At 68.2% G+C, this 18,418-nt stretch carries 19 protein-coding genes, 1 tRNA gene and 1 other RNA gene; 11 read left to right on the top strand and 10 right to left on the bottom strand.

Annotation, left to right across the window (positions count from 1 at the left end; genetic code table 11):
- Positions 1 to 19: 19 nt before the first annotated feature.
- From ACVCMC_RS11975 to ACVCMC_RS11965, 3 genes are all read left to right on the top strand, one after another.
- Positions 20 to 646: a trimeric intracellular cation channel family protein gene (locus ACVCMC_RS11975; RefSeq protein ID WP_447097438.1), complete on the top strand. Its 627-nt coding sequence runs from the start codon at positions 20 to 22 to the stop codon at positions 644 to 646.
- A gap of 119 nt (positions 647 to 765) precedes the next feature.
- On the top strand, positions 766 to 1,716 hold the full coding sequence (locus ACVCMC_RS11970; RefSeq protein WP_395121131.1) for an ABC transporter ATP-binding protein: 951 nt from the start codon (positions 766 to 768) through the stop codon (positions 1,714 to 1,716).
- On the top strand, positions 1,713 to 3,029 hold the full coding sequence (locus ACVCMC_RS11965) for an ABC transporter permease (protein WP_447097437.1): 1,317 nt from the start codon (positions 1,713 to 1,715) through the stop codon (positions 3,027 to 3,029). The genes ACVCMC_RS11970 and ACVCMC_RS11965 overlap by 4 nt, the downstream gene beginning before the upstream one ends.
- Positions 3,030 to 3,036: 7 nt before the next feature.
- Here ACVCMC_RS11965 and coq7 read toward each other — a convergent pair whose 3' ends face one another.
- A complete protein-coding gene (gene coq7 / locus ACVCMC_RS11960; protein WP_447097436.1) occupies positions 3,037 to 3,678 on the bottom strand; it encodes a 2-polyprenyl-3-methyl-6-methoxy-1,4-benzoquinone monooxygenase in 642 nt (213 codons plus the stop codon).
- A gap of 194 nt (positions 3,679 to 3,872) precedes the next feature.
- On the opposite strand from coq7, the gene rplM reads away from it, so the two are divergent.
- The 4 genes from rplM (at position 3,873) to ACVCMC_RS11940 (ending at position 6,879) form a co-directional block, all read left to right on the top strand.
- Positions 3,873 to 4,301 carry a 50S ribosomal protein L13 gene (gene rplM, locus ACVCMC_RS11955; protein ID WP_136258848.1) on the top strand — a complete coding sequence of 143 codons (429 nt, stop codon included), beginning with the start codon at positions 3,873 to 3,875 and terminating at the stop codon, positions 4,299 to 4,301.
- 10 nt (positions 4,302 to 4,311) lie between these two features.
- Entirely contained in the window at positions 4,312 to 4,704 is a 393-nt protein-coding gene (gene rpsI, locus ACVCMC_RS11950) for a 30S ribosomal protein S9 (protein ID WP_136258847.1), read from the top strand.
- A 13-nt stretch (positions 4,705 to 4,717) separates the two neighbouring features.
- Positions 4,718 to 4,792 (top strand) — tRNA-Gln (locus ACVCMC_RS11945).
- 164 nt (positions 4,793 to 4,956) lie between these two features.
- A complete protein-coding gene (locus tag ACVCMC_RS11940; RefSeq protein WP_395121135.1) occupies positions 4,957 to 6,879 on the top strand; it encodes a chloride channel protein in 1,923 nt (640 codons plus the stop codon).
- 68 nt (positions 6,880 to 6,947) lie between these two features.
- On the opposite strand, the gene rpiA is transcribed toward ACVCMC_RS11940, so the two are convergent.
- The 6 genes from rpiA to ACVCMC_RS11910 form a co-directional block, all read right to left on the bottom strand.
- Entirely contained in the window at positions 6,948 to 7,589 is a 642-nt protein-coding gene (gene rpiA, locus ACVCMC_RS11935) for a ribose-5-phosphate isomerase RpiA (protein WP_447097435.1), read from the bottom strand.
- 130 nt (positions 7,590 to 7,719) lie between these two features.
- The gene (locus tag ACVCMC_RS11930; protein ID WP_395121139.1) at positions 7,720 to 8,172 is read right to left on the bottom strand and encodes an EVE domain-containing protein; all 453 of its coding nucleotides are present in this window, start codon (positions 8,170 to 8,172) and stop codon (positions 7,720 to 7,722) included.
- Positions 8,169 to 8,801 (bottom strand): 5-formyltetrahydrofolate cyclo-ligase, encoded by a 633-nt coding sequence (locus ACVCMC_RS11925; protein WP_447097434.1) that lies wholly within the window; start codon positions 8,799 to 8,801, stop codon positions 8,169 to 8,171. The genes ACVCMC_RS11930 and ACVCMC_RS11925 overlap by 4 nt, the downstream gene beginning before the upstream one ends.
- Positions 8,802 to 8,879: 78 nt before the next feature.
- Positions 8,880 to 9,066: non-coding RNA, 6S RNA (gene ssrS, locus ACVCMC_RS11920), on the bottom strand.
- 65 nt (positions 9,067 to 9,131) lie between these two features.
- Complete coding sequence (locus ACVCMC_RS11915; RefSeq protein WP_395121142.1) at positions 9,132 to 9,440, bottom strand: cell division protein ZapA; 309 nt, start codon at positions 9,438 to 9,440, stop codon at positions 9,132 to 9,134.
- Between the two features lie 8 nt (positions 9,441 to 9,448).
- A complete protein-coding gene (locus tag ACVCMC_RS11910) occupies positions 9,449 to 9,682 on the bottom strand; it encodes a TIGR02449 family protein (RefSeq protein ID WP_136258838.1) in 234 nt (77 codons plus the stop codon).
- A gap of 108 nt (positions 9,683 to 9,790) precedes the next feature.
- Between ACVCMC_RS11910 and ACVCMC_RS11905 the strand changes: the two genes are divergently transcribed.
- The 4 genes from ACVCMC_RS11905 (at position 9,791) to cydB (ending at position 14,181) form a co-directional block, all read left to right on the top strand.
- On the top strand, positions 9,791 to 10,354 hold the full coding sequence (locus ACVCMC_RS11905) for a UPF0149 family protein (protein ID WP_447097433.1): 564 nt from the start codon (positions 9,791 to 9,793) through the stop codon (positions 10,352 to 10,354).
- Positions 10,351 to 11,691 carry an aminopeptidase P N-terminal domain-containing protein gene (locus tag ACVCMC_RS11900; protein ID WP_395121146.1) on the top strand — a complete coding sequence of 447 codons (1,341 nt, stop codon included), beginning with the start codon at positions 10,351 to 10,353 and terminating at the stop codon, positions 11,689 to 11,691. The genes ACVCMC_RS11905 and ACVCMC_RS11900 overlap by 4 nt, the downstream gene beginning before the upstream one ends.
- Positions 11,692 to 11,791: 100 nt before the next feature.
- Positions 11,792 to 13,168: a cytochrome ubiquinol oxidase subunit I gene (locus ACVCMC_RS11895; RefSeq protein WP_447097432.1), complete on the top strand. Its 1,377-nt coding sequence runs from the start codon at positions 11,792 to 11,794 to the stop codon at positions 13,166 to 13,168.
- Between the two features lie 2 nt (positions 13,169 to 13,170).
- Positions 13,171 to 14,181 (top strand): cytochrome d ubiquinol oxidase subunit II, encoded by a 1,011-nt coding sequence (gene cydB, locus ACVCMC_RS11890; protein WP_395121149.1) that lies wholly within the window; start codon positions 13,171 to 13,173, stop codon positions 14,179 to 14,181.
- A 106-nt stretch (positions 14,182 to 14,287) separates the two neighbouring features.
- Here cydB and pepQ read toward each other — a convergent pair whose 3' ends face one another.
- From pepQ to ACVCMC_RS11875, 3 genes are all read right to left on the bottom strand, one after another.
- Positions 14,288 to 15,604 carry a Xaa-Pro dipeptidase gene (gene pepQ / locus ACVCMC_RS11885; protein ID WP_447097431.1) on the bottom strand — a complete coding sequence of 439 codons (1,317 nt, stop codon included), beginning with the start codon at positions 15,602 to 15,604 and terminating at the stop codon, positions 14,288 to 14,290.
- Positions 15,605 to 15,715: 111 nt separating this feature from the next.
- Positions 15,716 to 16,075 carry a PilZ domain-containing protein gene (locus tag ACVCMC_RS11880; protein ID WP_395121153.1) on the bottom strand — a complete coding sequence of 120 codons (360 nt, stop codon included), beginning with the start codon at positions 16,073 to 16,075 and terminating at the stop codon, positions 15,716 to 15,718.
- Entirely contained in the window at positions 16,072 to 18,405 is a 2,334-nt protein-coding gene (locus ACVCMC_RS11875) for a DUF1631 family protein (protein ID WP_395121155.1), read from the bottom strand. The genes ACVCMC_RS11880 and ACVCMC_RS11875 overlap by 4 nt, the downstream gene beginning before the upstream one ends.
- Positions 18,406 to 18,418: the final 13 nt, after the last annotated feature.

Below are 18,418 nucleotides of genomic sequence, written 5' to 3'. Positions count from 1 at the left end.
GCCCGCATGAGCCGGTCGCGTGAACGAACAACTGCTGTTCAACCTGGTGGACCTGGCCGGCACGTTCGCGTTCGCGATCAGCGGCGCGACCGCGGCCAGGCGCGGCAACCTCGATCTGTTCGGCATCCTGGCAATCGCCTTCATTACCGCGTGCGGCGGCGGCATCGCGCGCGACCTGTGCATCGGCGCGATCCCGCCGGCCGGCCTGTCGGACTGGCGCTACCTGTTCACCGCCGTGGTCGCCGCGCTGCTGACCATCGTGGCCTATCCGTGGGTGGAGCGGCTGACCTATCCGGTGCGGCTGTTCGATGCGATGGGGCTGGGCCTGTTCGCGGTGTATGGCGCGCACAAGGCGCTGGCGTACGGCAACAACGCCGAGGTCGCGATCCTGCTCGGCATCGTCACCGCGGTCGGCGGCGGCATGGCGCGCGACGTGCTGCTGACCCGCGTCTCGATCGTGCTGCAGCGGGAGATCTACGCTTCGGCGGCACTGATCGGCGCCGCACTGACGGTGCTTGGCGAACATCTCCACTGGCCGGCGGTGTGGGCGACCTGGCTGCCGATCCTGGTGTGCTTCGGCCTGCGCTTCCTGTCGCTGCACCTGCACTGGAACCTGCCGCGCTTCGGACGCAGCAAGCCGCACTGACGTGCCGCTCTTCCTCCCGTGCGCGGCACGCACTGCCATTGGTCACCTTTGCCCGGTTGGCATCGCATGCTAGTTTTCCGGATTCGGGCGGGGAGCCCGTCATTCCAGGGAACTGCTACATGACTGCAGCGAGCGTGCGCATCGAGTCCGTCACCAAGCGTTTTTCCGGGCACACGGCGGTGAATCGCCTGTCCATGGAAATCCCCGGCGGCGGCATCTTCGGGCTGCTTGGCCCCAACGGCGCCGGCAAGTCCACCACGATCCGCCTGATCATGGGCATCCTGGAGCCGGACGAAGGCAGGATCGTGCTGTTCGACTCGCCGCACAACAGCCGCGCGCTGTCCCAGCGCATCGGCTACCTGCCGGAAGAGCGCGGGCTGTACAAGAAGATGAAGGTGCTCGACCACCTGATCTTCCTGGGCGAGACCAAGGGCATCGGCCGCGCCGACGCGCGCAAGCGCGCGCAGGCCTGGCTGGAGCGGCTCGGCGTCAGCGACTGGGCGCAGAAGAAGGTCGAGGACCTGTCCAAGGGCATGCAGCAGAAGGTGCAGTTCGCCGGCGCGCTGCTGCACGAGCCCGAACTGGTGATCCTCGACGAACCGTTCTCCGGCCTCGACCCGGTCAATGCGCAGGTGATGAAGGACATCGTGGTGGCGATCGCCGCCGAAGGCCGCACCGTGCTGTTCTCCACCCACGTGATGGAGCAGGCCGAGCGCATGTGCGACCGCATCGCGATCATCGCGCGCGGCGAGATGGTGGTGAACGGCACGGTGGCGCAGGTCAAGGAGGATTTCGGCGGGCGCCACGTGGCGCTGGGCTTCACCCACGACAAGGCGCGCGCCGCGAACATCCTGGCCGATCGCGCGCTGATCGCCCGCGTCGACGATTATGGTGCCTCCGCCGAGCTGCAGATGGCCGATGGCGCCGACCCCGAACAACTGCTCGCGGCGCTGGTGCGCGAAGGCGTCGGCCTGCGCCGGTTCGAGGTGGTCGAACCGTCGCTGCATGCCATTTTCATCGCCAAGGTCGGCGCCGAAGCCGCCACCGCCCACGCCGGAGTCGCCGCATGAAGAAGATCATTGCCGTTGTCCGCCGCGAGTTCGTCGAACGCGTGCGCACCAAGGCGTTCGTGATTTCCACCGTGCTGCTGCCGGTGTTCATGGTGGCGATGGTGCTGTTGCCCGCGCTGATGATGAGCGGCGGCGACCGCACCAGCCGGGTGGCCGTGGTGGATGCCTCCACCACGAATCTCGGCCAGCGCGTCAGCCAGGCACTCGAGGCGGAAAAGATCGGCAAGGGAGCCGACGCCAAGTCGCGCTACACCGTGCAGGTGTTTCCGGCTACCGGCGATGATCTTGCCAAGGTGCGCGACGGGCTGATCGCCGAGACCGGTTTTTCCAGCAGCAAGAAGAAGGATGGCTGGAACGGCGTGCTGGTGCTCACCGATGAGACGCTGGCCACCGGCAAGCTTGCCTACTACGGCGGCAATGTCGGTTCGCTGGAAGCCATGAGCAAGTTGCAGCGCGTGGTGTCGAGTGCGCTGACCGGCGTGCGCCTGGCCAAGTCCGGCGTGGATACGGCCCTGCTCAAGGAGGCGATGAAGCCGGCCGACATGGACACCACCAAGGTCACCGACGGCAAGCAGACCGGCCAGAGCGGCACCGAGTCGTACCTGATCGCGTACTTCATGGGCTTCATCCTGTACATCGCGATCCTGATCTACGGCCAGCAGACGATGACCTCGGTGATCGAGGAAAAGACCTCGCGCATCATGGAGGTGCTGACCTCGTCGCTGACCCCGTTCCAGATGCTGCTGGGCAAGGTGCTCGGCGTGGGCCTGGCGGGGCTGGCGCAGATGGGGATCTGGGGCGGCACCGCGCTGGTGCTCAGCAGCCAGCGGTTGCCGCTGGCCGGCATGTTCGGCATGAGCGCCGATGCGGCGCAGAGCTTCCCGATCCCGAGCATGCCGCCGGGGTTGCTGGTGGTGTTCCTGCTGTATTTCGCGCTGGGTTTCATGCTCTACGGCGCGCTGTACGCGGCGATCGGCGCGATGTGCAACACGATCCAGGAGACCCAGCAGTACGCGATCTTCGTCACCGTGTTCATCATCGTGGGCTTCTTCGCGGTGTTCGCCCTGATCAAGGACCCGACCGGTCCGCTTGGCGTGACGATGTCCTACGTCCCGTTCTTCGCGCCGTTCACGATGCCCGTGCGCTGGTCGCTGACCTCGGTGCCGCCCATGGAACTGGTGTTGTCGCTGACGCTGATGGTGCTCGCCCTGCTGGCCTGCGTGTGGCTGGCCGCGCGGATCTACCGCACCGGTATCCTGATGTACGGCAAGAAGCCGTCGTGGGGCGAACTGTGGCGCTGGATCAGGGCGTGAGCGTCGCCTACACGCGGTAGGCGACGGTCTTCATCAGCATCGAGCTCACGTGCATCAACTGCGGCAGCGGAAATGGCAGCTCGATGCCGCCGCGCTGCTGCGCGGCTTCGGCGTGGCGGATCTCGTCGGCCTGCATGGTGGTCAGCACCGCGCGCGAGCGCGCATCCTGCGGTGGCAGCTTTTCCAGGTGTTCGGCCAGGTGGGTTTCCACCTGGCGTTCGGTTTCCACCACGAAACCGAGGCTGAGCGGGTCGCCGGCCAGTGCGGCGGCGGCACCGATGGCATAGCTGCCGGCGTACCACAGGGGATTGAGCAGGCTGGGGCGGCTGTGCAGTTGCTGCAGGCGTTCGGCGCACCAGGCCAGGTGGTCGGTCTCCTCGCTCGCGGCGTGCAGCAGGTGTTCGCGGTTGTCGGCGTCGCGGGCCAGCGCGGCCTGGCCCACGTAGAGCGCCTGGGCGCAGACCTCGCCGGTGTGGTTGACCCGCATCAGGCCGGCGGCGTGGCGGCGCTCGGTCTCGTCCAGGTCCGACTCGGCGATGCCGGCGGCGGGCGAGGGGCGTGTGGCGGGCGGCGTGCCCGCGATCGCTTCCAGGGCGCGTTCGCCGGCCATCAGCAGGCGATCGAGGCGGCTCAGGTGACGGATGCTCATGGTCTTCCAGGCGGCGGGCAGGGGCGGGACTTCTCAAGCCCGCCGACGTTCATGCTATCATTGCCGACTCACAGCTCGCCGGCCGGTGGGCTTGCGCCCTGGATGACAGCTCCGCTATCATCTTGCGCCTTTGTTCCACCGAAGCATGCTTCCCATCATGGGTACCGCCTCCCGGCGGTCGACAGGTATTTGAAATGAAAACGTTCAGCGCCAATGCCGACAACGTCAAGCGCGACTGGTTCGTGGTCGATGCCACGGACAAGACGCTCGGTCGCCTGTCGACCGAGATCGCCCGTCGTCTGCGCGGCAAGCACAAGCCGGAATACACCCCGCATTGCGACACCGGCGATTATATCGTCGTGGTCAATGCCCAGAAGGTGCATGTCACCGGCGCCAAGCTGGACGACAAGATGTACCACCGCTTCACCGGCTACGTCGGCAACCTGAAGACCATGAGCCTGAAGGACCTGCTGGCGACCCACCCGGAGCGCGTGATCGAGATCGCCGTCAAGGGCATGCTGCCGAAGAACCCGCTGGGCCGCGAGATGTACCGCAAGCTCAAGGTGTACGGCGGCGCCGAACATCCGCATACCGCACAGCAGCCGCAGGCGCTGGAGATCTAAGGAAATGAGCATGACGACCCAGCAGAATTACGGCACTGGCCGCCGCAAGACCTCCGCCGCCCGCGTGTTCCTGCGCAAGGGCAGCGGCGCCATCGAAGTCAACGGCAAGTCGCTCGAGCAGTTCTTCGGTCGCGAGACCTCCTGCATGATCGTGCGCCAGCCGTTGGAACTGACCGAGAGCACCGGCAAGTTCGACATCAAGGTGACGGTCGCCGGTGGCGGCATCACCGGCCAGGCCGGCGCGATCCGCCTGGGCATCGCCCGCGCGCTGGTCGAGTACGACGAAAGCCTGAAGTCGCCGCTGCGCAAGGCCGGTTTCGTGACCCGCGACGCCCGCGAGGTCGAGCGCAAGAAGATCGGCCTGCACAAGGCCCGTCGTGCGACCCAGTTCTCCAAGCGCTAAACTGAAGCTCTACAGCCCCGTCGCCAAGCGGTAAGGCACCTGACTCTGACTCAGGCATTCGGTGGTTCGAATCCATCCGGGGCTGCCAAATCCGATCGAAAGCCCGCCTTCCGGCGGGCTTTTTCGTTGGCGCGGCCGGTTGTGGCAGCGATACGCAAATTCGCAGAAAATTACGTGATCTGGCGCGGCCTTACCCTTTTTTTCTGCATTGCAGCAGCGTAAAATTCCCGCTTTCCACGCTGTGAAACCTCGATGACGCCAGCCACTGACGATCCTGTCGGGCACGCCGACGTGCGCACGGTCGGCAGCACCGACGCGCTACCGATCGCCCCCGCCCTGGGGCTGTCGCTGGATGCGGCGCGGATGCCGCGCAAGTCCACCCTGGTCAACCACCGCATCCTGCTGATCAGCGTGCTGGCGGTGATCCTGGGCGTGGCCTCGGCCTACGTGGCGCAGCTGCTGATGCTGCTGATCAACCTCATCACCGACCTGTGCTACTACGGCCGCATCTCCGACGTGATCGGGCCGAACGCGAGGCCAGGTTCGTTCGTGTTGTCGCCGGCCGGCACTGCCATCGGCGCCTGGGTGATCCTGATGCCGGCCATCGGCGGCCTGACTGCCGGCATCATGGCGCGCTGGGGCTCGCGCGCGATCCAGGGTCACGGCATCCCCGAGGCAATGGAGCAGATCCTCACCAACGAATCGAACATCCCCGCGCGGATGACCTGGCTCAAGCCGGTGTCCTCCGCCTTCGCCATCGGCACCGGCGGTCCGTTCGGTGCCGAGGGCCCGATCATCTCCACCGGCGGCGCGCTGGGTTCGCTGATCGGGCAGTTGCTGCGCGTCACCGCCAACGAGCGCAAGGTGCTGCTGGCAGCCGGCGCGGCGGCGGGCATGGCGGCGGTGTTCGGTGCGCCGGTGGCCTCGCTGGTGCTGGCCGTGGAGCTGCTGCTGTTCGAATTGCGCCCGCGTTCGCTGATCCCGGTGGCGCTGGCCACGGTGACCGCGGTGGGCGTGCGCTACGCCAGCTACGGCGCGGCGCCGGTGTTCCCGATGCCCGACGTGCCCGAGCCCGGCAGCCTGGCGCTGGCCGGTTTCGTGCTGATCGGCGGGCTGGTCGGCTACGCCTCGATCTGGGTGACCCGCGCGGTGTACGGCGTCGAGGACCTGTTCGAGAAACTGCCGATCCATTGGATGTGGTGGCCCGTCATCGGAGCACTGGTCGCCGGTTTCGTGGGCTGGATCGACCCGCGCACCCTGGGCGTGGGCTACGACAACATCGACGCCCTGGTGCAGGGGCATTTCGGCCTTGCCGTGCTGCTCAGCTTCGGCGCGCTGAAATTCATCTCCTGGGTGATCTCGCTGGGCAGCGGCACCTCCGGCGGCACGCTGGCGCCGCTGTTCATGATCGGCGGTTCGCTCGGCGCGGCGCTGGCCATCGGCTTCAACTACGCGCTGCCGGCATTCCACATCGACCTGCGCATCGCGGCGCTGGTGGGCATGGCGGCGATCTTCGCCGGCTCCTCGCGCGCACTGCTCACCGCCGTGGTGTTCGCCTTCGAGACCACGCGCCAGCCGGCGGCGCTGTTGCCGCTGCTGGGCGGCTGCACGGCGGCCTACCTGATCTCGGCGCTGATCATGCGCAACACCATCATGACCGAGAAGATCGCCCGCCGCGGCGTGCGCGTGCCCTCGGAATACGCCGCCGACTACCTGGAGCAGGTCAGCGTGGGCACGGCCTGTTCGCGCGACGTGGCCACGCTCAAGACCACCCAGGCGCTGGCCGAGGTACGTCGCTGGCTGAACGACGAGGCGCCGCACTCGCATCACCAGGGTTTCCCCGTGGTGGACGAGCGCGGCCGCGTGCAGGGCGTGCTGACCCGGCGCAGCCTGCTCGATCCGCAGTGGCATTACACGCTGACCCTGGGTGAGCTGATCACGCGCCCGCCGGTCGCGGTGAACGAGAACCACTCGCTGCGCGAAGCGGCCGACCACATGGTGGCCGAAAGCGTAGGCCGCGTGGTGGTGGTGAGCAAGGACGACCCGCACAAGCTGGTCGGCATCCTCACCCGCGGCGACATCCTGGCCGCGCACGGCAAGCGGCTGCGCGAGGCGCGCTACGCCGGACGCCACATCAAGCTCGGCAAGTCGAACAAGCCAAGCCCCGCCGCGTAGGGCAGGCACGGCCCGCCGCCCTCCCGCGAGCACCGACGACAGCGGCGCGCCGCGAGCGCCGCTCCGACTTACATCTCGCGATCGCCGACCAGCACCACGTCGGCCGGCCGGCGTGCGAACAGGCCGACGGTGACGATGCCCGGGAGCTGGTTCAGCTTCTCCTCCAGTCCTACCGGGTCGGTGATCTGCCAGCCGTGTACGTCGATGATCCAGTTGCCGTTGTCGGTGACCACGCCATCGCGCCATACCGGATTGCCGCCCAGCTTGACGATCTCGCGGCCGATCAGGCTGCGCGCCATCGGGATCACCTCGATCGGCACCGGGAACTTGCCGAGCAGCTCGACCTGCTTGCTGGAATCGATGATGCAGACGAACTTGTCGCTGGCCGCGGCGACGATCTTCTCGCGCGTGAGCGCCGCGCCGCCGCCCTTGATCAGCCGCTTGTGCCCGTCGCACTCGTCGGCGCCGTCGATGTAGATCGACAGCGGGCCGGTCGCGTTGAGGTCGAGCACCGGGATGCCGAGCTTCTTCAACTGCGCGGTGGATTGCTCCGAGCTGGACACCGCACCCTGGATGCGATCCTTCAGGTCGGCCAGCGCGTCGATGAAGAACGCCACGGTGGAACCGGTGCCCACGCCGACGATGGCGCCATCCTCGACATAGCGGATCGCGGCTTCGCCGGCCTGGCGTTTTTCGTTGGCGTTGCTCATGGGGGTGCGGTCCCGAAGAAAACCGCATTATGGCGGTCAGCAGTCCGCGCGGCGAGCACGGCTCTTGCGGCTCCCGATTCAGAGGGCGGGCAATGCCACCCTGCGAGCGGAGCCCGGTGGATGCGGGTCATCACTCGAGAGCGAGGATGTACTCCCAGTGCGCCGCCTCCACCGGCATCACCGACAGCCGGTTGCCCTTGCGCAGCAGGGCCATGCCCTCCAGCGCGGGATCGCCCTTGAGCTCGTCCAGGCTGATCGTGCGCTTGAGCTTCTTCACGAACTTCACGTCGACCAGCATCCAGCGCGGGTTGTCGCGCGAGCTGCCGGCGTCGAAGTACTTGCTCTTGGGATCGAACTGGCTGGGATCGGGGTAGGCGTCAGTGGCCACTTCGGCGATGCCGACAATGCCCGGTACGGCGCAGTTGGAGTGGTAGAAGAACACCTTGTCGCCGGGACGCATGCCGTCGCGCATGAAGTTGCGCGCCTGGTAGTTGCGCACGCCGTCCCAGGGTTCGCGCTTCTTGCGTTTCAGGTCATCGATCGAGAAGGCGTCCGGTTCGGACTTCATCAGCCAGTGGTTCATGCGGCGTGCTCCGGCGAGTCAGGATGGTCGGGACCGGTGCGGTTGCAGTCGATCAGTTCGCGTTCGGTGGCGACGAAATCCAGCGGCACGTCCCAGTCCTGCTCGTCGATCTCGGGCAGTTCCTGGAACGCATAGGCGATGCCGACCAGCAGTGGTTCGGTGGGGCGCACCTGTTCATTGAGGAAGGCGAAGCCGCGGTCGTAGTAGCCGCCGCCGTGGCCGAGCCGGTTGCCGCGGCGGTCGAAGCCGAGCAACGGGACCAGCACCAGGTCGAGCTGGAACGGTTCGAACAGTTCGCCCGGCTGCGCCGGTTCGGGAATGCCGTAGCGGTTGGCCTCCACCGCGTCGCCGGGCTTCCAGGCGGCAAAGCGCAGCTGCCGGCCCGGGCCGGTCACCGGCAACAGAAACTGCTGCCCGCGCGAGGCCAGCGGCGGGATCACCAGGTTCAGCGGCAGCTCGCCGTGGCTGGCCCAGTAGCCGGCGACCCGCTGGTCGGTGAAGTATTCCGGAAGTTGTTCCAGGCTGCGGCGCAGACCCTGCGCGGCCGTGATGCGTTCGGTGGGGGGCAGCGCGCGGCGCTGCTGGGCCAGGCGCTGGCGAAGCTCGCGGCGTTGGGCGGGGGCGTCCACGTGTCGCTCGGCTCCGTCATGGGTGCGCCCTGTTCGTCATCCGGCAATCCGGATGACGAACAGGGCGGGAATCAAGTGGCGTAAACCGCAATGCCGCTGCCCACCAAACGACCTTGATCCACGATGGATCAGGTGGGAGGGCAACATGGCCTCGAGGCTTTCCGCACGCGGCGGACATGCACAACAGCCGATGTAGAGCCGACCCGGGGCCGTATTTAGGAACAAGGCAAATGTAAGAGTGTGCTGGCGAACACCGCAGAAAACGCCGAGGTCAATTCTAGGCGCTTGCCCGGAAATGTCCACCGTTCGCCACGGCGCGGCGCGCGCCGTTCAGGACTTGGCCGGGTCGCCTTCGAGCGCCGCGCTGAGCTTGCTGCGCAGGCTGGCCAGCCCGTCGCTGAGGCGCTGGTTCTGCCCCTCGTGCTGCTTGCGCAGGATGATGAACTCGTGCGCGACGCTGATCGCCGCGAGTACGGCAAGGCGCTCGAAGCCTGGTGCCTTGGCGTGGGCGCGCAATTCGCGCATCTTGCGGTCGAGGTATCCGGCCGCCTCCAGCAGGCCTTCGCGTTCTTCCGGCGCGCAGGCGATCAGGAATTCGCGATCGATGAGTCGCAGCGCGACCGGTTCAGTGCTGGACATGGGTTCGGTCAACCGTTGCTCTCAAGCGATTTCAGCCGCTGGATCATCGCCTCGACCCGGCTGCGTGCCTGCTCGTTGCGTGCCAGCAGGCCGGCGCGTTCGCCGGAAAGCTGCTCCTGGCTCTGGCGCAGGCTGCGGTTCTCCTCGCTGAGCCGGCGCACGGTATCGAGCAGGCGATCCATCTGCTGGCCCAGGGCGGCCAACTCTTGCTGGACAGGGTCAACATGGTCTGGCGTGCTCATGCGCGAAACTATAGCAGGACGCCGGCGGATTTCCGCCTCGTGGCGCACGCTGCCGGCAGCGTGCGGCGGCTGCATTAAACTTGGCTCACTGACCGCAGGACAAGCGCCGTGACCGATACCGACGAGATGGACCACGAGGAGCTGCAGGCATTGGTCGTGCGGCTGCGCCTGGGCACCAGCGCCAGCGAATTGCATGGCTCGCTGACCGGCTACCTGGCCGGTGGCGGGGCGGTGGGCGGCGATGCGCTGCTCGGCGTGCTGGAACTGGATGGCGAGGCAACCGAACCCACCGCCACGGACCGCGCCGAACTCGATGCACTGGCACGGCAGAGCCAGGCGGCGCTGGTCGATGCCGAGCTGGGCTTCGAGCCGCTGCTGCCGGCGGACGACCGCCCGCTGCACGAACGCGCCGACGCCGTGGTGGAATGGTGCCGCGGCTTTCTCGGCGGCTTCGGCCTGGCCGGCGCCGCCGCCCAGGCGTCGCTGTCGGGCGAGGCGCAGGAGGTACTGCGCGACCTGGGCACGATCGCCGGCTCCTCGTTCGATTTCGGCAACGAGAGCGAGGACGAGGACGCGCTGATCGAGGTGCACGAATTCGTGCGCATGGCGGCGATGCTGCTGTTCGCCGAGTGCGGCGCGCGCGATGGCGTTGGCGGGAACACCGTGCATTGAATGCTCCCACGGCCAGCCTGGCGGGGCTTGCGATCGCCGCCGAGGAGTTCGCGCGCCGCCGCCGCCAGCTGATGCAGATGGCCGGCCCCGACGCGGTGCTGCTGGTGGCCGCCGCGCCCGAGCGCATGCGCAACGCCGATGCGGCGTGGCCGTATCGGCAGAACTCCGACTTCCACTATCTGGCCGGCTTCCCCGAGCCCGATGCCGTGCTGGCGCTGCTGCCCGGACGCGCGCATGGCGAGGCGGTGCTGTTCTGTCGCGAGCGCGACATCGAGCACGAGCGCTGGCACGGCCCCAGCATCGGCACCGAGCAGGCGGTGGCGGCCTGGGGCATGGACGATGCGTTCCCGATCGACGATATCGACGACATCCTGCCCGGCATGATCGAGGGCCGCGCGCGGGTGTACTGCCACTTCGGCCACGAGCCCGCGTTCGACGCGCAATTGCTGGGCTGGATGCGCCGCCTGCGCCAGTTGCGCGGCGGCGGCGTGGTGCCCAAGGAGTTCGTCGCGCTGGGCCACTTGCTGCACGATCTGCGCCTGTTCAAGTCGCGCGCCGAACTCAAGCTGATGCGCGCTTCTGCAGCGATCGCGGTGGAGGCGCAACTGGCCGCGCTGCGGCTGGCGCGGCCGGGTCGTCACGAGTACGAGGTCGAAGCCGAACTGCTGGGCACGATCCGCCGCCACGGCGCGGTGCCCGCGTTTGCGCCCACCGTGGCCGGCGGCGCGAATGCCTGCGTGATGCACTACCAGGGCAATCGCGCACCGCTGCGCGAGGGCGAGCTGCTGCTGATCGACGCGGGCGCGGAACTCGATTGCTACGCCTCGGACATCAGCCGCACGTTTCCGCCCAACGGTCGCTACAGCCGCGAGCAGCGCGCGCTGTACGAGGTGGTGCTGGCCGCGCAGCTGGCGGCGATCGAGCAGGTGCGGCCCGGCCTGCCGTTCAACGCCGCGCACGGTGCGGCGGTGCGCGTGCTGAGCGAAGGCCTGTGCGCGCTCGGCCTGCTCGACGGCGATGCGGACGCGGCGGTCGCCAGCGGCAGCTACCGGCGGTTCTTCGCCGCCAAGACCGGCCACTGGCTGGGCCTTGACGTGCACGACGTGGGCGACTACCGCATCGACGGCGAATCGCGCCTGCTCGAACCGGGCATGGTGCTGACGGTGGAACCGGGGCTGTACGTGGCGCCGGACGATCGCTCGGTGGCCGAGCGCTGGCGCGGCATCGGCATCCGCATAGAGGACGACGTGGCGGTGACCCGCGACGGCCACGAGGTGCTGACGGCGGCGATGCCGAAGGACCCGGTCGAGATCGAGGCGCTGCTCGCGGGGCGCTGATCCCCGCGCGGCGAAACGCCACGCGGCGTACCGCCGCGCACCACGAGGCGTGCACGTTTGCCGGCTTATAGTCGGGCGATCCAAGCCGCAGGCGATGACGATGACGGCCGAGTTCCTGTCGCGGATCCAGTTCGGTTTCGTGATGTCGTTCCACATCCTGTTTCCCGCGTTCACCATCGGCCTGGCCAGCTGGCTGGTGTTCCTGGAGGCGCTGTGGCTGCGCCGGCGCAGCGAGATGTTGCGCGACCTGTACTTCTTCTGGCTCAAGGTGTTCGCCGGCTCGTTCGGGCTGGGCGTGGTTTCCGGCATCGTGATGAGCTTCCAGTTCGGCACCAACTGGGCCGGCCTCTCCACCGTGGCGGGCAACGTGCTCGGGCCGCTGCTGAATTACGAGGTGATGACGGCGTTTTTCCTGGAGGCCACCTTCCTCGGCGTGATGCTGTTCGGCTGGAATCGCGTGGGCCACCGCACGCATTTCTTCGCCACCTGCATGGTCGCGCTGGGCACGCTGATCTCCAGCTTCTGGATACTGGCGGCGAACAGCTGGATGCAAACGCCGCAGGGCTACGCGGTCGTCGACGGGGTGATCCATGCCACCGACTGGTGGGCGGCGATCTTCAACCCGTCGTTCCCGACCCGGCTGGTGCACATGGTGCTGGCGTGCTTCCTGAGCACGGCGCTGGTGATCGGCGGCGTGGCGGCGTGGTATCTGCTGCGCGGCATCTGGCAGGACAAGGCGCGGCTGATGCTGCGCTGCGCGCTGGCGCTGGTGGCGTTGGTGATCCCGTTGCAGATCTTCGTGGGCGATCTCTCCGGCCTGGTGGTGCGCGAGTACCAGCCGGCCAAGCTGGCGGCGATCGAGGCACGCTGGACCACCGGGAAAAGCGTGCCGCTGACCCTGTTCGCGTGGCCGGACGAGAAGGCCGAGCGCAACGATTACGCGCTCGACGTGCCGCACCTGGGCAGCCTGATCCTCACCCACAGCTGGAGCGGCGAAGTGCGGGGGCTGAAGGATTTTCCCGTGCACGACCGCCCGCCGGTCGCCGCGCCGTTCTTCAGTTTCCGCATCATGGTCGGCCTCGGCGTGCTGATGTTGCTGCTGGCACTGACGGGCGTGCTGCTGTGGTGGCGCCGACGCCTGTTCGAGCACCGCTGGTACCTGCGCTGCTGGATCGCGATGATGCCGGCCGGTTTCATTGCCCTGCTCACCGGCTGGTACACCGCCGAGATCGGCCGCCAGCCGTGGGTGGTCTACGGCGTGATGCGCACCGTCGACGCCGCCAGTCCGGTGGCAGCCTCCAGCGTGCTCACCTCGCTGATCGTGTATTTCGTCACCTACATGATCCTGTTCGGCTTCGGCAGCTGGTACCTGTTCAAGGTGCTGCGCCACGGTCCGGAGGCGGCACCGCCGCGATTCGGCGCCGAGGCCACCGCGGCGCGGCCGCTGGCCGTGGTCGACGATGGCGGGGAGGACTGAGCATGGAACTTTCCACGACGCTGCCGGTGGTGTGGTTCCTGATCATCGGCTTCGCGATCATGATGTACGTGCTGCTGGACGGTTTCGTGCTCGGTATCGGCATCCTCACCCCGTTCGCCGATGACGAGGCGCAGCAGGAGCTGATGATGAACACCGCCGCGCCGATCTGGGACGGCAACGAGACCTGGCTGGTGATGGGCGGCGCCGGGCTGATGGCGGCGTTCCCGCGCGCCTATGCGGTGATCCTGTCCAGCCTGTACCTGCCGGTGCTGGCGATGCTGATCGCGCTGATCTTCCGCGGCGTGGCGTTCGAGTTCCGCTTTCGGGCGCATACCTCGCGACGCATCTGGGGCGTGGGGTTCCACCTGGGCTCGGTGGTTGCGGCGTTTGCGCAAGGCCTGATGCTGGGCGCCATCGTCGAAGGCATGCCGGCCGAAGGCGGCAAGTACCTGCACGGCGCGTTCGCCTGGTTCAGCCCGTTCGCGGTGATGACCGGCATGGCGCTGGTGTTCGGCTACGGCCTGCTCGGCGCGACCTGGCTGGTGCTCAAGACCGAAGGCCGGCTGCAGCGCATCGCGCGCGACCTGACCCGCCCGCTGATGCTTGCGGTGATCGCGTTCATGGTGATGGTGAGCGCGTGGCTGCCGTTCCTCGATTCGCGGTTGATGGATCGCTGGTTCGCCTGGCCGAACTTGCTGTATCTGTCGCCGCTGCCGATCCTCACTGTGGCAGTCGCCGCCTGGTTGTGGCGCGCGGTGCTGGCCAATCGCGAGGTGGCGCCGTTCGTGCTTGCGCTGAGCTTCTTCGCGCTGGGCTTCCTCGGCCTGGTGGCCGGCATGTGGCCGAACATCGTGCCGCCCGACATGAGCATCTGGGACGCTGCCTCGCCACCCTCCAGCCAGGGTTTCGTGCTGGTCGGCGCGGCCGTCATGATCCCGGTGGTGTTGTTCTATACCGCGTACTCGTACCGCGTGTTCCGCGGCAAGGTGCGCGCGGGCGAGGGGTATCACTGATTGGAGCAGGGAATCGGGAATGGGGAATAGGGAATAGAAAAATCAAAGCACCCCCTGCACGGCTGGGCGACGCTTTTACCATTCCCTATTCCCTATTCCCTATTCCCTATTCCCGCCCCCAGGCATCGCGGGTGAGATTCTCCGGCTCGCCCTCGGTGCACGCCACGTCGTCCTCGATGCGGATGCCGCCGTACTGCTTGAACGCCTCGACCTTGTGCCAGTCGATGTCCTTCGCCAGCGGCTTGTCGCGCAACTCGGCCAGCAGCATCTCGATGAAGTACAGGCCGGGCTCGATCGTCACCACCATGCCGGGCTCCAGCGTGCGGGTCATGCGCAGGTACGGGTGGCCGTCCGGCCGCGGTACGGTGTCGCCGCGGTCGTTCCTGGCGAAGCCGCCCACGTCGTGCACCTGCAGGCCGATCGAATGGCCCAGGCCGTGCGGGAAGAAGGCGCGGGTGACGCCGCTTTCGAGTGCCGATTCGGCCTCCATGCGGATGAAGCCGTGGTCCTTCAGCAGCGCGGCCAGTTGCCGGTGCGCATGCAGATGCAACTCGGCGTAGGGGCGACCGCTGCGCACCATCGCGGCCTGGCTTTGCTGGTTCGCGTCCATCGCGTCGATCAGCGCCTGGAATTCGCCTGCGTCGGCGGCGGCGTGGGTGCGCGTGATGTCGCTGGCGTAGCCCGAGGCGCTGGCACCGGCGTCGATCAGCAGCGAACGCGGGCGTGCCGGCGGTTGCCGGGTGAAATCCATGTAGTGCAGCACGGCGCCATGCTCGTTCAGCGCCACGATGCTGGAGTAGGGCAGTTCGGCGTCGATCTGGCCAGCCGCCGCCAGGTAGGCCTGATGGATGCCCAGCTCGCTGGCGCCGGCACGGAATGCCTGTTCGGCCGCGCGATGCGCGCGCGTGCCGATGCGGCTGGCCGCGCGCATCAGTTCCAGCTCGTACGGCGTCTTGTACGCGCGGTGGTAGTGCAGGTAATCCAGCACCGCGGGAGGGTTGTTGAACGCGATGCCGGCGACGGCGGCGTTCGCTTCGCCGATGCTGGCGCAGCGACCTTGCGGCAGCTCGGCCACCGCTTCCTCGGCGGTGCGCACCACGACGATCTCGAAGCCGTCCACCCAGTAGCCGGCGGGCGCATCCGGCACCACGTGCCAGTAGTCGCGCGGCTGCAGGAAGATCAGCTTCGGCTTGCGGCCCGGGGTGTACGCGACCCAGCTGCCCGGCGCGTCGGTCAACGGCAACCAGTGCTTGAATGGCGGGCTGACGGCGTACGGGTAGTGATTGTCGTCGAGGAACTTGACGCCGGGCATGCCGGCGGCAATCAGCAGGTGGTCGAAGCCGCCGCGGGCGAGCGCCTGCTCGGCATGGTGCTGCACCGTGGCCAGGTGCGCGGGATAAAGCGTGGCGAGTCGATCATGCATGGAGAACTCCCGGCAGGCGCACGGGAAAGGCCCGGCGAATCAGCAAAGACGAATCGCCATGATGACGCCCGCAGGTCGGCAGTTCCAGTGGAGGTGATGCGGCCAGTGCGCCTACGCCTGCGCCAGCCAGCTTTCCAGGCGCGCTGCGTCGATGTCGGTGATGGCGATGATCCGGTAGCCGGCCCAGATCTGGCCGGAGCTGGCGGCGTGCTCGTGCCATTGCTCCTGGATACCCACCTCGATCGGCTGCGACTGCACCAGCGCGCGGCCGGTGGCGGGCAGGTCGATGCGTACCTGGTACAGCGCCTCGCTGCGCGGTGCCTGCGAGGTGATCAGCAGCAGGCCGGTGCTGGACAGGTTGCCCAGGTGGCCGATCGGCTCGCCGCGGATCACGTCGGTGACGATGGCGTTGCCGGGCGCCCGCTTGCGCGGCGCACGACGCTGGTTGGCGGGGCTGTTGGGCGGATTCATCGGTGCCGGAACTCCGCGGGTTTGCCGCTGCGCCCGCTTGCGGCGGCCTGGCGCAGGCTGCCGGTGAGGCCGCGCCACGCGCGGTCGAGCAGGCTTTCCGGCTCGGCCGGCACTTCGCAGACGCGGCCGCGGGCAACTTCGTGGGCGAGCTGGGCCATGGTCATCTCCTCGCCGCGCTGGCCGCGCCGGCTGACCAGCAGGCAGCGTCCCGACATCGGCGAATACCAGGCCAGCTTGCGTCGCGCGATCTGCCCGCTGGCGGGGTCGATGAACTCGAACCAGCTGCCGAACGGCAACTTGCGCAGATGTTGCTCGATGCGCGCCTCGCGCGGATCGACCGCCGGTGGTCGGGTCGATGTCGCCGTTGTCGTTGCGGGCCGGGGCGGCGTCGGCTTGACGATCGGGCTGGCGATCGCGGCTTCGTGGCTGGCCTGCTGTTCACCCAGGCGCTGGTGCTGCTTCAGTCGCAGCGCGAGATCGGTGGCGCTGGGCAGCTCGCTGGCCGGATCGGGCGTACCGACGCCGAGCAGGCGTTGCGCCACCTGCACCGATTCCTCCGCGTGCATGCCGATCTGCTGCAGGCCGCTTTCCACTTCCTGCTGCAGCTGCCGCGGGTCGGGCACCGGCAGGCGGCCGAGCAACTGGTCGGTGATCGCCAGTTGCGCCTTGAACGCGGGGCTGTCCTCGCCATGACGCAGCAGGGTCAGCGCGAGCACGTCGGACCAGGCGCGGTCCAGCAGGGCGCGCAGCAGTCCGCGCGGCGGCGATTGCGCGAAGCGGTCCGCCATCAGCTCGCCGGCGCGATGGCGCGCCTGGTCCAGCCGTTCGCGGCCCTGCGCCGCTTCGACGTGGCGCCGCTCGGCGGCCTGCGCCTTGCGCGTCAGCAGCGCCAGATGGTGTTCGATATCCGCCAGCAGCGTGGTGTAGAGACCGGCGCTGGGCGGCTCCTGGTTGGCGCGGCTGACCAGTTGCTCCAGCTTGCTGGCCAGCGGACGGTTGCTCTCGTCGTCGCTGCCGTCGAGCCAGTCGTTGGCGGCGGCGGCGACGGTGTCGAGCAGCTTGCGCGCGGGATGGTCGCGCTGCTCGAAGAAGTCGTGGTCGGCCACCGCCACGCGCAGCACCGGCAGCTGCAGGTTGCCGAGCAGGCCGCGGGCGTTGCTGCCCTGCTGCAGTTGCTGGCCCAGTTGCTCGAACAGTTCGGCGACCAGCTCCACCGTGTCGCCCTGTTCGCTGGTGAGCTGGGTGCGCGGCGCGCCGGCAGGCTTGCCGAGGTTGAGCTGGGTCAGCAGCTCCTCGCGCAGGCGCGCGGCACTGCGCAGTTCGCGGCTGGCGTGGTCGGTGACCTTGGCCAGATGTTGTTGCAGCGCGCCCAGCGCCGATTGCAGTTCTTCCTCGCTGGCGGCCGGCCCGGCGGCTTCGCCGCTGCCCGTGCCCTGGCCGGCGCGCCGCTGCGACAGCAGGTCGCGCAGCGATTCCAGCACGTGGATGGAATCTTCCGGGGCGCCGCCGGTCGCCGGCTTGGCGGCAGCTTCTGCCGGCGCGGCGGGGGTTTCGCTGGCGGCGCCGATCTCGCCCGTGCCCTGGCGCGGGCGCTTGTTGACGTGGCGCGGTGCCGGCACGCTGCGCAGCTGCGGCAGGATGCCGTCGGACTGCCAGCGCAGGTTGATGGTGCCGTAGAGCTCGCTCAGCGCAGGGAGCACGCACTGGTCGAAGTGCTGCAGCAACAACAACTGGTGCTTGAGTGGCAGCTCCAGCGCGGCGCTGGCCTGGTGGAATGCCTTGGCCAGCGCATGCGGGCCAAGTGGCAGCGATGCGCCTTCCAGCGGCGGCGCGCCGATCAGCACCGCCAGGCGATGGCCCAGTTCGTACAGCGCGCGACCATGGCGTGCGTCGCCGCGGGCGCCGAGCTGGTCCAGCGCCATCGTCATCTCCTGCACGCCGGGGTCGAGCAGTTCCAGCGTCTGCCACGGACTGGCGGTGGCCGCGGTTTCCGCATCGGCGGGCCGGTGTGCATGGCGGTCAAGCTCATTGAGCGCCTTGCCCAGTTCTTCCATGAACGCCTGCACCAGCGCGTTCTGCCCCTGCAGCACGCGTTGGCGGCTGGCGAAGCACTCGTGCTGCTCGTCGGATCGGTGCGCGTGGTCGGCCAGCGCGAAGAGCTGCTTCTCGAATTCGCCGATGCAGCGGCGCACGGGTTCGTGGAGACCTTCCACGCACAGGGTGTAGGCGGTCTCGATCAATTGCTGGGCACGCGCCGGCCACCGCCCCTGATTGAACTGGGCCGTGCCGCGCGATGCCGACATGCGTCGCCGGTCTTGTCCGACGTCCATGCAAAACCTGTGA

Source organism: Rhodanobacter sp. UC4452_H20 (assembly GCF_052978205.1).
The sequence above is the reverse complement of the archived record's forward strand: the minus strand, read 5'-3'. Positions and strand labels throughout refer to the sequence as shown.